This is a genomic window from Shimia sp., from assembly GCF_041624275.1.
Lineage (GTDB): Bacteria > Pseudomonadota > Alphaproteobacteria > Rhodobacterales > Rhodobacteraceae > Shimia.
This window is the reverse complement of sequence record NZ_JBFJVE010000087.1, coordinates 1-11,945: the sequence shown is the minus strand read 5'-3', so window position 1 is coordinate 11,945 and position 11,945 is coordinate 1. Positions and strand designations below refer to the sequence as shown.

The window sequence follows — 11,945 nt, the reverse complement described above, 5'->3', positions numbered from 1 at the left end:
TGGCGGAGAGACAGGGATTCGAACCCTGGGTCCCCGTGAAGGGACAACGGTTTTCGAGACCGCCCCGTTCGACCACTCCGGCACCTCTCCGCGGGGGTCTTGGTGAGGGGGCGTTTAATGGGGTTTTCCGGTGGGCGCAAGAGGGCAGCGTGCGGTTTGTGAAATGTTTTTTGCGCCATCCCCGGACCGGGGGCCCATGGGCCCCTTATCTGCCGGGCGATGCCGGTGCCCGCCGCGCCCGCGACAAGGTCACGAAACTTTGTCGCGCCGGGTGCTTCCGGGGGCGGGGGCTCTGGTGCTAGTCTGGCGCCAACCCTTCTCACGCGGTGGATCGCATGACCTCTTGGCTTTCAAAACGGCTGCTTCTGCGCCCCGGTGCGCTGCCCAGGTGTGCTCTGCTTTGGGCTGCGCTGCTCTGGCTGGCCCTTGCCGGCCCCTCGCTTGCCGCCGACCGGCCCCGGATCGAGGGCTTTCTCGAGACCACCGGATTCGACGTCGCCATCGAATCGATCGCGCTTTCGGCCGAGAACGCCCCCGAGATGCTGGGCCTCGAGGCGGCGGATTTCGGTGCCGGCTGGCGGCTGGCGGCGCGGCAGGTCTTTGATGCCGAGACCATGCGCAACCGGGCGGTCACGATTCTCGAGGCGACCCTCGACGACGCCTTTCTGAACCATGCCGAGCGTTTCTACGCCAGCGACCTCGGCCAGCGGCTGGTGGCGGCGGAAAACAGCGCCCATTTCGCCGAGGATGCCGACAAGTCGGGGCTGGGGCAGGACCTGGTGGCGCAATACCTGCGCGACGCCGATCCGCGCCTCGACCTGCTCAGGCGTCTCAACCACGCCATCGACCCCAACGACATCGGCCCCGAGGCGGTGCAGGAAGTGCAGCTGCGGTTCCTTCTGGCGGCCGCCTTTGCCGAGGTGATCACGCTCAAGGTCGACGAGGAGGGGCTGCGCGCCATGCTGCGCGAAAGCCGGCCGGCGCTGCGCCGCGACTTGGCCACCGCCGGGCTGGCCAATGCCGCCTATACCTATCAGGATTTCTCCGAGGCCGAGCTCAGGGCCTATGCCGAGGCGCTGGAACACCCCGACATGCAGGTGGTTTACGAGCTGATGAACGCGGTGCATTTCGAGGTGATGAGCAACCGGTTCGAGGCGCTGGCAGCGCGACTGGGGGCGCTGCAGCCCGAGCTGGAGCTGTGAAGCGGGTCTTGGCGGCGAGGCCCATCAGGCGCTGAACCCTGATGCAGCGCCGTGACACAGCCGCGCTGCGCGTCAGAATAGGCTTGCACTTGGGGCCGTTGGCCTTATGAGGATCGACGGTATCGCTGCGAGGACCCGTTGCAATGAACATGCTAGGCACATTCATCAAACCGATGCACCCCGAAGGACGCAAATTCGTCGCGGTCTTTGCCGCCGTGACGGTGGTGCTGTTCCTGATCTGGTCGGTGCTGGGCTGGATCGGCGTCGGCCTGACCGTCTGGTGCTATTACTTCTTCCGCGACCCCGAGCGGGTGACACCGGAGCGCCCGGGGCTGATCGTCAGCCCGGCAGATGGCGTGGTGTCGCTGATCGAACCCGCGGTGCCGCCAGCCGAACTGGGCATGGCCGATGCGCCCCTGACCCGGGTCAGCGTGTTCATGAGCGTCTTCAACTGCCACGTCAACCGCGCCCCGATCGCCGGTGAGATCACCGCCGTCGCCTACCGTCCGGGCAAGTTCTTCAACGCCTCGCTGGACAAGGCGAGCGTCGACAACGAGCGCAACAGCCTGCGCTTGCGGATGGAGGACGGCCGCGATCTGGCGGTGGTGCAGATCGCCGGGCTGGTGGCGCGGCGCATCGTCTGTTTCGTCAAGCCGGGGGCCGAGATGGCGACCGGTGAACGCTTTGGCCTGATCCGCTTCGGCTCGCGGCTCGACGTCTATCTGCCCGACGGGGTGGAACCGATGGTCGCGATCGGCCAGACCATGATCGCCGGGGAAACGGTTCTGGCGGAACTGCCGCAGCCAGATCCACGGCAGGACGCATGATGGGGGCCGGTCCTCGGGGCAAGACCACCAAACGGCTGACACTGGTGCAGCTGATTCCCAACATGCTGACCATCGCCGCGATCTGCGCCGGCCTGTCGGCGATCCGCTTCGCGGTGCAGGAAAACTTCGTGCTCGCGGTGCAGCTGATCGTCGTCGCCAGCATTCTCGACGGTCTCGACGGGCGCATGGCCCGGTTGCTGAACAGCGACAGCAAGATGGGCGCCGAGCTGGATTCGCTGGCCGACTTTCTCAATTTCGGCGTCGCCTCGCCGCTGATCCTCTATTTCTGGGCGCTGCAGGACATGGGCAACCTCGGCTGGCTTTCGGTGCTGGTCTTCACCATCTGCTGCGTCATGCGCCTGGCGCGGTTCAATGTCAGCAGCAAGGCCGACATCGACCCGGCCAGCGAAGACGAGGCGCAGACCCCGAGCGGCGCCTATTTCACCGGGGTGCCCTCGCCGGCGGGGGCGCTGTTGGTGCTGTTCCCGATGTTCGTCGTCTTCGGATTTCCCGAGGTGACACTGCCGCCCGACCTGGTGATCTGCGCCTATGTGATGCTGATCGGCTGGCTGATGATAAGCCGCATCCCGACCTGGTCCTTCAAGACCACCCGGGTCTCGCGCGGCAACGTCAAATATTTCCTGCTGGCCTTTGCCTTCGTCGTCGCGGCCCTGTTCTACTACGCCTGGATCACCCTCGCGGTTCTCTGCCTGCTTTATGTGGTCATGGTGCTGTGGCATCTGGCTTTCGGCAGGCACCGGGGCGGCGGAGCGAAAAAAGGGGCCTAACGTGGAAATCGAGGCGGTTCAAAGCTCCTACGCCCGCTGGGCGCCGGTCTATGACAGGACGTTCGGCGCCATGACAAGCGCCGCGCGCCGCCGCGCAGTCGCCTATATCAATGCGCAATCGGGTGCGGTGCTCGAGGTCGGTGTCGGCACCGGCCTGTCGCTTCAGCACTACCAGCCGCACCTGCGGGTCACCGGCATTGATTTCAGCGCCCAGATGCTGGCCAAGGCCAAGGTCAAGGTGGCCTCGCTGGGGCTGAAACAGGTGGCAGAGCTGCGCCAGATGGACGCCCGCGATCTGGATTTTCCCGATGCCAGCTTCGACATGGTGGCGGCGATGCATGTGCTGTCGGTGGTGCCCGAACCCGAGCGCGTCATGTCCGAGATCGCGCGGGTACTGAAGCCCGGCGGCAAGGTCATCATCACCAATCACTTCATGCGCAGCCAGGGCGTGCTGGCGCTGCTGGGGAAACTCTCGGCGCCGCTGGCCAATGTCATCGGCTGGCACTCGGATTTCGAGATCGAGACCGTGCTCGGCGAACCCAGCCTGTCGGTCAGCGAAACCGACACCCTGCCGCCGCTGGGCATGATGACCTTTCTGGTGCTGTCGAAATCCGCCTGACCCCCGCGCGGGGGCAGGGGTGGCAACGGGGGCAGGGCAGAGCGGCCGCCCGCGGTTCGGCGGAAATCCACAATGCCTCTTGACTATCGCCCTCATTCACCGGATAAGCCCCCCATCCGGCGTAAGGCTCTCCTTGCGCCGTGTTTTGTTGAAACATCGGCCCCAACGGGGCGCGCAGTTCGAGGCGGCTTTGCCACAACACCCGATCCGGGGGCCACAGGACGCGGAAAATCGAAGGAAACAGGACATGTTCGCAGTCCTCAAGACCGGCGGTAAACAGTACAAGGTTCAGGCGGGCGACATTCTGCGCGTCGAGAAACTGGCAGCTGGCGCCGGCGAAACCGTGGAATTCAACGACGTGCTGATGCTGGGTGGTGAAACCACCGTCGTCGGCGCGCCCCTGGTCGAAGGCGCCGCCGTCAAGGCCGAGGTGATCGATCAGATCAAGGGTGACAAGGTCATCAAGTTCGTCAAGCGCCGTCGTAAGCATTCGTCCAAGCGCACCGTGGGCCACCGCCAGAAGCTGACCCTGGTCAAGATCACCGAGATCCTGGCCTCGGGCGCAAGCGCCAAGCCCGCCGCCGCCAAAGCCGCGCCGAAAGCCGCAGCACCGGCCGCAGAGGCCGCAGCAGACGATCTGACCGCGATCACCGGGGTCGGCCCGGCCGCTGCCAAGAAGCTCGCTGATGCCGGCATCACCACTTTCGCCCAGCTGGCGGCCGTGGACGTCGACAGCTTTGATGCTGTAAAGGTAAAGCCCGAATGGGTGGCGCAAGCTGCCGATCTGGCGAAGTAAGCTGAGAACAGGAGACCAACGATATGGCACATAAAAAAGCTGGCGGTAGCTCCCGCAACGGTCGCGACTCAGCGGGTCGTCGTCTTGGCGTCAAGAAATACGGTGGCGAAGTCGTCGTTCCCGGCAACATTATCCTGCGTCAGCGCGGCACCAAGATGTGGCCGGGCGAAGGCGTTGGCATGGGCAAGGATCACACCATCTTTGCAACCGTCGACGGCAACGTGAAGTTCCACAAGGGCCTCAAGGGCCGCACCTTCATTTCGGTTCTGCCAGTGGCGGAGGCCGCTGAATAAGCCGACCTGAAAGGTTTGAGACATTTTGGGGACCGGCTGCGAGGCCGGTCCCTTTTTTATTTGGATTTTGCCAAAGGAGCCCGGCAATGGGCGTTGCAGTGATCAGTTTTACCGCCTTCGCGGTCAGCCAGGTGGCGACACCGGGCCCGGCCAACATGGCGCTGCTGGCCACCGGCGCACGTTTCGGCTTTGCGGCGGCGCTGCCCTTCGTTGCCGGGGTGGCCCTGGGCAAGCAGCTGGTGATCTGGCCGGTAGGCTTCGGGCTGATGTCGCTGGCCGACACGGCACCCTGGCTGTTCGAGGCGCTGAAATGGCTCTCGGTGTTCTATATCTGCTGGCTGGCCTGGAAGGTGGCGCGTCTGCGCCTGGCGCCCGGCGGGGCCCGGCTCGAGCGCGCGCCCGGTTTCCTGGCCGGGCTGGCGGTGCATCCGCTCAACCCCAAGGCCTGGGCGATGATTGTCACCGGCTTCACGACCTTCGTCGACGCCGGCACCCCGGCCTTGCAAGCGACGGCGACAATCGCCATCTGTCTACTTGCCTGTCAGGCAATTTTTCACCCGATCTGGTCTTTGGGAGGAGACCGTATCGCGCGTATGGTCGCGGGGCGGCCGGCGGAAATTCATTTGATGCGAACCCTGGCCGCGCTGACCGTGGCCTCGGTTCTTCTGGTACTGTTTTGAGGAGGACAGGCAGAATGAAACACGACTTGATCGTGAACCAGCCCGTGGTCGAGGCCGAGCGCTTCGTGCTGCGCCCGCTGCGGCGCTCGGATCAGGGGCTGATCGAGATGTATGCCGGCGACGAGGCGGTGGCCCGGATGACCAGTTCGATCCCGCATCCGCTGCCGCCGGGCAGTGTCGAGGCCTATATCGCCCGCGCCCGCGCCGACGACCGGCTCGAGGATGTCTGGGCGATCGACGGCAGCGCCGCGGGCGGCTCCGAGATCATGGGCATCATCGGGCTCAAACGGGTCGACCTTGGCAAGGTCGAGATTGGCTACTGGGTGGCGCCGGCCTTCTGGAACACCGGCCTCGCCTCCGAGGCGGTGCGGGCGCTGATCGGTGCCAACCCGATGCAGAGCGACACGATCTTCGCCGCCGTGTTCCAGGACAACCCGGCCTCGGCGCGGGTGCTGACCAACTGCGGCTTCCAGTATCTCGGCGATGCCGAAAGCTTCTCGGTGGCGCGCAACGCGGCGGTGCCGACCTGGACCTATTCGCTGAAGCTGACCGGCTGATGGCCGGTCTCTTGCTCAGCACCGGGCGGCTGACGCTGCGCCCCTTCCGCGAGGTCGACCTCGCCGCTCTGCAACAGATCGGCAACCGGCCCGAGGTGGCGCGGATGATGGCCTCGATCCCGCTGCCCTGGCACCTTGACGCGGTGCGGGCCTGGGTCGCGGCCGGCGCTTGGCGCGGGCTGCCGGATTTCCGCTTTGGCGTTTTCGACAGCGACAACCGGCTGATCGGGGCCATCGGCCTCGAGGGCAGGCCGCCGGCGCTGTCCTTTTTCCTGACCCCCGACTGCTGGGGCCGGGGCTATGCCAGCGAAGCGCTGGAGGCGCTGCTCGATTTCGTCTTCGGCCGGTTTTCCGACCTTGCCGAGGTGACGGCCGAGCATCTTGAAGACAACCCCGCCTCGGGCGCGGTTTTACGGAAATCCGGCTTCGTCGAGGCCGGGCAATCGACCTGCCGCTCGTCGGCAAGGGTTGAAGCCGGGGCCAGCAGGGTATACCGGCTGACACGGCAGGCACATAAGGCACAGCACGATGAAATTTCTTGATTTGGCCAAGGTCTACATCCGCTCGGGCAGCGGCGGCGGCGGCTGCGTGTCCTTCCGGCGCGAAAAATACATCGAATACGGCGGCCCCGACGGCGGCGACGGCGGCAATGGCGGCAATGTCTGGGCCGAGGCGGTCGAAGGGCTGAACACGCTGATCGACTTCCGCTACCAGCAGCATTTCTTCGCCGAGAACGGCCGCCCCGGCATGGGCCAGCAACGCACCGGCAAGACCGGCGACGACATCGTGCTGCGGGTGGCAGTGGGCACCGAGATCCTCGACGAGGATCAGGAAACGGTGGTTGCCGATCTGACCGAGGTCGGCCAGCGGGTGCTGCTGGCCAAGGGCGGCAACGGCGGCTTCGGCAACCTGCATTTCAAAACCTCGACCAACCAGGCGCCGCGCCGCGCCAACCCCGGCCTGCCGGGGGTCGAGCGCACCCTGTGGCTGCGTCTCAAGCTGATCGCCGATGTCGGTCTTCTGGGCCTGCCCAATGCGGGCAAGTCGACCTTTCTCGCCGCGACCTCGAACGCGCGCCCCAAGGTGGCCGATTACCCCTTTACCACGCTGCATCCCAATCTCGGGGTGGTCGGGGTCGACAATGTCGAATTCGTCGTCGCCGATATTCCCGGCCTGATCGAGGGCGCCTCCGAGGGGCGCGGCCTCGGCGATCTCTTCCTCGGCCATGTCGAGCGCTGCGCGGTGCTGCTGCACCTGATCGACGGCACCTCCGGCTCGCCGGTCGAAGACATGCAGACCATCATCCGCGAGATCGAGAACTACGGCGGTTTCCTCGCCGACAAGCCGCGGGTCACGGTGCTCAACAAGATCGACACGCTGGACGACGAGGAACGCGCCTTCATCCGCGACGAGATCCGCGAGGCCACCGGCGTCGAGGTGATGCTGATGTCCGGGGTCAGCCACGAGGGGCTGACCGAGGTGCTGCGCACCCTGAGATCCCGGATCGACGCCGACCGCCTGCGCCAGAAACGCGGCACCGAGGAGCCCGAAGCATGGCAACCCTGAGCGATGCCAGGCGCGTCGTGGTCAAGATCGGCTCGGCGCTTCTGGTCGACCGCACCAGCGGCGATCTGCGCCGCGACTGGCTGCACGGGCTGGCCCGCGACGTCGCCTTGCTGAAGGCCCGGGGCACCGATGTGGTGCTGGTCTCCTCGGGCTCGATCGCGCTCGGGCGCGGGGTGCTGAAACTCAAGGCCCGCGACCTGCCGCTGGAACAGTCGCAGGCCGCCGCCGCCGTCGGCCAGATCCGCCTGGCGCGCGCCTACGAGGATGTGCTGGCACCGCATGGTATCACCACCGCCCAGGTGCTGGTGACCCTGGAAGACAGCGCCAACCGCCGCCGCTATCTCAACTCGCGCGCCACCATGGCGCAGCTTCTGGGCCTCGGCGTGGTGCCGATCGTCAACGAGAACGACACCGTCGCCACCGACGAGATCCGCTATGGCGACAACGACCGGCTGGCGGCCCAGGTGGCGCTGACCACCGGCGCCGATCTCCTGGTGCTGCTGTCGGATGTCGACGGCTTTTATTCCGACAACCCGATGACCAACCCGGATGCGCGGCGTTATGAGGTGATCGACGAGATCACCCCCGAGATCGAGGCCATGGCCGGCGAGGGCACCTCGGGCCTGTCCAAGGGCGGCATGATCACCAAGCTTCTCGCCGCCAAGACCGCCACCATGGGCGGCTGCGCCATGGTCATCACCGAGGGCAGCACCCAGCGCCCGCTACAGGCGCTGGAACAGGGTGCCAACGCCACCTGGTTCACCGCCAAGGGCACGCCGCAGCAGGCGCGCAAGCGCTGGATCGGCTCGATGAAACCGCAGGGCGAGATCACCGTCGATGCCGGCGCCGTCAGCGCCCTGAAGGGCGGCAACAGCCTGCTCGGCGCCGGGGTCACCCGCGTCGCCGGCGATTTCTCGCGCGGCGATCCGGTGGCGATTCTCGGCCCCGACGGCCACAAGCTGGGCCAGGGGCTGGTCGCCTATGCCGCGCCCGAGGCCGACCGCATCAAGGGCTGCCACAGCTCGCAGATCGAATCCCTGCTCGGCTATCCCGGCCGCACCGCCTTGATTCACCGGGATGATATGGCGCTCTAGGCTTCATCTTGCTAAAAATACTTCCGCCGGAGGCATCCCGCGGCATCCGCACTCGCAAAGGACCAGGCGCATGAAAGACATCGCAGATATCCCCGCCCTGATGGCTGAAATTGGTGCCAACGCCAAAGCTGCAAGCGCTGAGCTGGCCTTTGCCTCGGCCGAACGCAAGCACGCCGCCCTGATCGGGGCTGCCGATGCGGTTTGGGCGCGTCGCGCCGAGATCATCGAGGCCAATGCCAAGGATCTCGAATTCGGCCGCGACAAGGGGCTCTCGGCGGCGATGATGGACCGGCTGATGCTGGATGAAACCCGTATTCGCGGCATTGTCGACGGGTTGCGTGCGGTGGCCGAACAGCCCGATCCCGTCGGTGAATTGCTGGAACAATGGGATCGCCCCAGCGGGCTGCACATCAAACGCGTGCGCACGCCCCTGGGCGTGGTCGGGGTGATCTATGAAAGCCGGCCCAACGTCACCGCCGACGCCGGGGCGCTCTGCCTCAAGTCCGGCAATGCGGTGATCCTGCGCGGCGGTTCGGAAAGCTTCCATTCCTCGGCCGCCATCCATGCCTGTCTGGTTGAGGGGCTGAAAAGCGCCGCGCTGCCCGAACATGCGATCCAGCTGGTGCCGACCCGCGACCGGGCCGCGGTGCAGGCGCTCCTGACCATGGTCGACACGGTCGACGTCATCGTGCCGCGCGGCGGCAAGGGGCTGGTCGGGCTGGTGCAGCGCGAGGCGCGGGTGCCGGTCTTTGCCCATCTCGAAGGCATCGTGCATGTCTATCTCGACCGGGCCGCCGATGCGCAGAAGGCGCTCGACGTGGTGCTGAACGCCAAGACCCGGCGCACCGGCATCTGCGGCGCGGCGGAATGCCTGCTGGTGCATCGCGACCTCGTCGAGGGGCTCGGCAAATCGGTGATCGAGGCGCTGCTGGCGGCCGGGGTGCGGGTGCACGCCGATGAGGCTTTGCAGCACATCGCGGGCACGGTTGCCGCCACCGAGGCCGACTGGGGCCGCGAATATCTCGACATGGATATCGCCGCCCGCGTGGTCGAGGACATCGACGGCGCCATCGCCCATATCCGCCAGTATGGGTCCGACCACACCGATTGCATCCTCACCGAGGATGACGCCGCCGCGGCGCGATTCTTCGAACGTGTCGACAGCGCCATCCTGATGCGCAATGCCTCGACCCAGTTCGCCGATGGCGGCGAGTTCGGCATGGGCGCCGAGATCGGCATCGCCACCGGCAAGATGCATGCCCGGGGCCCGGTGGGGGCGGCGCAGCTGACCAGTTTCAAATATCTGGTCGAGGGCGACGGCACGGTGCGCGGCTGACCGGCCGCGCCGCCGATCAGAACGAAATCTCCAGCCCGCCCTCGGGCTGCGCGATGCTCAACTGCCGCCCGAGGTCGGCGACCACCTGCGGCAGCAGCGCGAACTCGACCTGTCCGGGGCCCGGAGTCAGCCCCTCGCCGGCAAGCTCGGCCCAGGGTTTCGGCGGTGCCGGGCAGTCTGCGGCGGCGATCACCCAGCGTCCGCCGCTGGCGCGCATCGTCACCGTGCCGCCACGGGGCAGGGCGCTTTCGACGCACATCATCGCCAGGAACACCGCCCTGAGTTCGTCCCGCGCGACGTCGCCGTCATGCTGGCAGCGCAGCCGCACCCGCGCCCCTTCCGAGAGGGCGGCAAGAAGGGGGCGCAATTCGCCGTTGGCGACCTTCTGCCCGCGCCCGCCCTGTCCGAAGGCGATGCGGTAGAACCGGATCCGGGCGCTGGCATCGCCGGCGCTGGCGGAAATCAGCGCGATTTCCGGCGTGTCGCCCTGTCCGGTCAGGCGCATCAACTCAAGACCGTTGCCGATGGCGCCGATCGGGCTGATCAGGTCGTGACAGATGCGCGACCCTACCAATGCCGAGAAATCCGGTTTATCCTGTGCCAATATCCGCTCCCGCAACTGACAGGCCCCCGATGGAAGACTTGAACGCATTTCTGCAACCCGGCATGCTGGTGCGCCACCCCGAGCAGCCCGACTGGGGCACCGGGCAGGTGCAGTCCAACATCAACGGCAAGATCTCGGTGAACTTCCGCGAACAGGGCAAGGTGGTGATCAACGGGTTTCGCGTCCTTCTCGAGCCGGTTTTCGATTAGGGTAGTGGATCGACGCCGTAACGCAACCTGAGATTGTGTCTTCGCGTCACCCCCGCTGCCCGGTTGTTGCCAAAATGCCGGTGCGGCACTAAGAGTGGCGCCAACAGACACCGCCTTGGACATCGCAGCCGAATGGACCCGAAATTCACGCTCAGACTGGCGCGCTCGCCCGAGGACATCATGGCGGCGCAGCGGCTGCGCTACCGGGTCTTCGTCGAAGAGCTCGGCGGGCACGGGGCCATGGTCGACGATGCGAACCGGCTGGAAAAGGACCGGTTCGATGCCCATTTCGAACATCTGATCCTGATCGACGAGGCGCTGCAGGCGGATCCGCTTGACCGGGTGGTCGGCGTCTATCGCCTGCTGAACGCGCAGGGGGCCGCGGCTGCAGGGCAGTTCTATTCCGAGGACGAATACGACCTCGGGGCGCTGAAATCCTCGGGGCGAAAACTGCTGGAATTGGGGCGAAGCTGTCTGCACCCGGACTATCGCGGCGGCTCGGCCATGTTCGTGCTCTGGAGCGGCTTGGCGGAATACATCCTTGAAAACGAAATAGAAATCCTGTTCGGCGTCGCCTCGTTCCATGGCGCAGACTCGCAGGAATTCGCCGAGGCCCTGTCGCTGCTGCACCACCGCCACCTGGCGCCCGGGCCGCTGCGGGTGCGGGCCCGCCAGAGGCCGTTCCAGCCGATGGACCTGATCCCCGAGGCCGAGATCGACCGCCGCCGGGCGATGCGCGCCGTGCCGGCGCTGATCAAGGCCTATCTGCGGCTTGGCGGCTACGTCGGCGAGGGCGCCTTCGTGGACCATGCTTTCAACACCACCGATGTCTGTCTGATCCTCGATGTGGCGCGGATGAATGAAAAGCAAAAAACGATTTATACCAAGGGGATAGGGTCGTGAGTTCAACCTGGCGCAGCAAGCAGGACGAACCTGCTGAACACCCGATCACGGCAGCCGGATGGCTGCGCGTGGCCTGGCGCGGCACGGTCCTCGGCACCATCGTGTTCAGCGGCCTCGGCCTGTTGCTTGCGCTGCGCCTGATCGAGCGTCCCCTGTTCGGTCTTCACCGCCCCTGGACGCCCTATATCACCCAGAGCGTCTGCCGCAGCGCCTTCGTGGTGCTGCGCATCCGGCTCGACATCCGGGGCGACCTGATGACCCGGCGCGGCGCGGTGGTGGCCAATCATTCTTCGTGGCTCGACATCTTTGCCCTCAATGCCCGCAAGCGGGTCTATTTCGTCTCCAAGGCCGAAGTGGCGGCCTGGCCGGGCATCGGCTGGCTGGCGCGGGCCACCGGCACGGTGTTCATCAAGCGCGACCCGAAAGAGGCGCGGGCCCAGAAGGCGCTGTTCGAGGAACGGCTGCTGGCGG

At 66.2% G+C, this 11,945-nt stretch carries 16 protein-coding genes and 1 tRNA gene; 15 read left to right on the top strand and 2 right to left on the bottom strand.

The features are described from left to right. Positions 1-90 (bottom strand) — tRNA-Ser (locus ABZD10_RS08590). A 245-nt stretch (positions 91-335) separates the two neighbouring features. Here ABZD10_RS08590 and ABZD10_RS08585 point away from each other — a divergent pair. The 12 genes from ABZD10_RS08585 (at position 336) to ABZD10_RS08530 (ending at position 9,758) form a co-directional block, all read left to right on the top strand. Further along, positions 336-1,202, top strand: a complete 867-nt coding sequence (locus tag ABZD10_RS08585) for a DUF2059 domain-containing protein (protein ID WP_372885821.1) — start codon at positions 336-338, stop codon at positions 1,200-1,202. 143 nt (positions 1,203-1,345) lie between these two features. Further along, the gene (locus ABZD10_RS08580; protein WP_372885820.1) at positions 1,346-2,029 is read left to right on the top strand and encodes a phosphatidylserine decarboxylase; all 684 of its coding nucleotides are present in this window, start codon (positions 1,346-1,348) and stop codon (positions 2,027-2,029) included. Then, positions 2,029-2,817 carry a phosphatidylcholine/phosphatidylserine synthase gene (locus ABZD10_RS08575; RefSeq protein ID WP_372885818.1) on the top strand — a complete coding sequence of 263 codons (789 nt, stop codon included), beginning with the start codon at positions 2,029-2,031 and terminating at the stop codon, positions 2,815-2,817. Before ABZD10_RS08580 ends, ABZD10_RS08575 begins: the two co-directional genes overlap by 1 nt. Before the next feature lies 1 nt (position 2,818). Next, positions 2,819-3,436 carry a class I SAM-dependent methyltransferase gene (locus tag ABZD10_RS08570; protein ID WP_372885817.1) on the top strand — a complete coding sequence of 206 codons (618 nt, stop codon included), beginning with the start codon at positions 2,819-2,821 and terminating at the stop codon, positions 3,434-3,436. 247 nt (positions 3,437-3,683) lie between these two features. Then, entirely contained in the window at positions 3,684-4,232 is a 549-nt protein-coding gene (rplU, locus tag ABZD10_RS08565) for a 50S ribosomal protein L21 (protein ID WP_372885816.1), read from the top strand. A gap of 23 nt (positions 4,233-4,255) precedes the next feature. Continuing rightward, entirely contained in the window at positions 4,256-4,525 is a 270-nt protein-coding gene (rpmA, locus tag ABZD10_RS08560) for a 50S ribosomal protein L27 (protein ID WP_127112085.1), read from the top strand. A gap of 86 nt (positions 4,526-4,611) precedes the next feature. Beyond that, the gene (locus ABZD10_RS08555; protein ID WP_372885814.1) at positions 4,612-5,205 is read left to right on the top strand and encodes a LysE family translocator; all 594 of its coding nucleotides are present in this window, start codon (positions 4,612-4,614) and stop codon (positions 5,203-5,205) included. A 14-nt stretch (positions 5,206-5,219) separates the two neighbouring features. Next, positions 5,220-5,762: a GNAT family N-acetyltransferase gene (locus tag ABZD10_RS08550; protein WP_372885813.1), complete on the top strand. Its 543-nt coding sequence runs from the start codon at positions 5,220-5,222 to the stop codon at positions 5,760-5,762. Beyond that, complete coding sequence (locus ABZD10_RS08545) at positions 5,762-6,304, top strand: GNAT family N-acetyltransferase (RefSeq protein WP_372885811.1); 543 nt, start codon at positions 5,762-5,764, stop codon at positions 6,302-6,304. Before ABZD10_RS08550 ends, ABZD10_RS08545 begins: the two co-directional genes overlap by 1 nt. Then, positions 6,291-7,328, top strand: coding sequence for a GTPase ObgE (gene obgE, locus ABZD10_RS08540; protein ID WP_372885810.1), 1,038 nt, complete (start codon positions 6,291-6,293; stop codon positions 7,326-7,328). The genes ABZD10_RS08545 and obgE overlap by 14 nt, the downstream gene beginning before the upstream one ends. Beyond that, on the top strand, positions 7,316-8,422 hold the full coding sequence (proB, locus tag ABZD10_RS08535; RefSeq protein WP_372885809.1) for a glutamate 5-kinase: 1,107 nt from the start codon (positions 7,316-7,318) through the stop codon (positions 8,420-8,422). Before obgE ends, proB begins: the two co-directional genes overlap by 13 nt. 70 nt (positions 8,423-8,492) lie before the next feature. Continuing rightward, entirely contained in the window at positions 8,493-9,758 is a 1,266-nt protein-coding gene (locus ABZD10_RS08530) for a glutamate-5-semialdehyde dehydrogenase (protein ID WP_372885808.1), read from the top strand. Between the two features lie 16 nt (positions 9,759-9,774). On the opposite strand, the gene ABZD10_RS08525 is transcribed toward ABZD10_RS08530, so the two are convergent. Next, a complete protein-coding gene (locus ABZD10_RS08525; RefSeq protein ID WP_372885806.1) occupies positions 9,775-10,362 on the bottom strand; it encodes a histidine phosphotransferase family protein in 588 nt (195 codons plus the stop codon). Between the two features lie 29 nt (positions 10,363-10,391). Between ABZD10_RS08525 and ABZD10_RS08520 the strand changes: the two genes are divergently transcribed. The 3 genes from ABZD10_RS08520 to ABZD10_RS08510 form a co-directional block, all read left to right on the top strand. After that, the gene (locus ABZD10_RS08520; protein ID WP_372885804.1) at positions 10,392-10,571 is read left to right on the top strand and encodes a DUF3553 domain-containing protein; all 180 of its coding nucleotides are present in this window, start codon (positions 10,392-10,394) and stop codon (positions 10,569-10,571) included. A gap of 132 nt (positions 10,572-10,703) precedes the next feature. Further along, the gene (locus ABZD10_RS08515; protein WP_372885803.1) at positions 10,704-11,474 is read left to right on the top strand and encodes a GNAT family N-acetyltransferase; all 771 of its coding nucleotides are present in this window, start codon (positions 10,704-10,706) and stop codon (positions 11,472-11,474) included. Next, positions 11,471-11,945: lysophospholipid acyltransferase family protein (locus tag ABZD10_RS08510; protein ID WP_372885802.1), on the top strand; the 475-nt coding region annotated here is incomplete at its 3' end. The genes ABZD10_RS08515 and ABZD10_RS08510, both read left to right, overlap by 4 nt.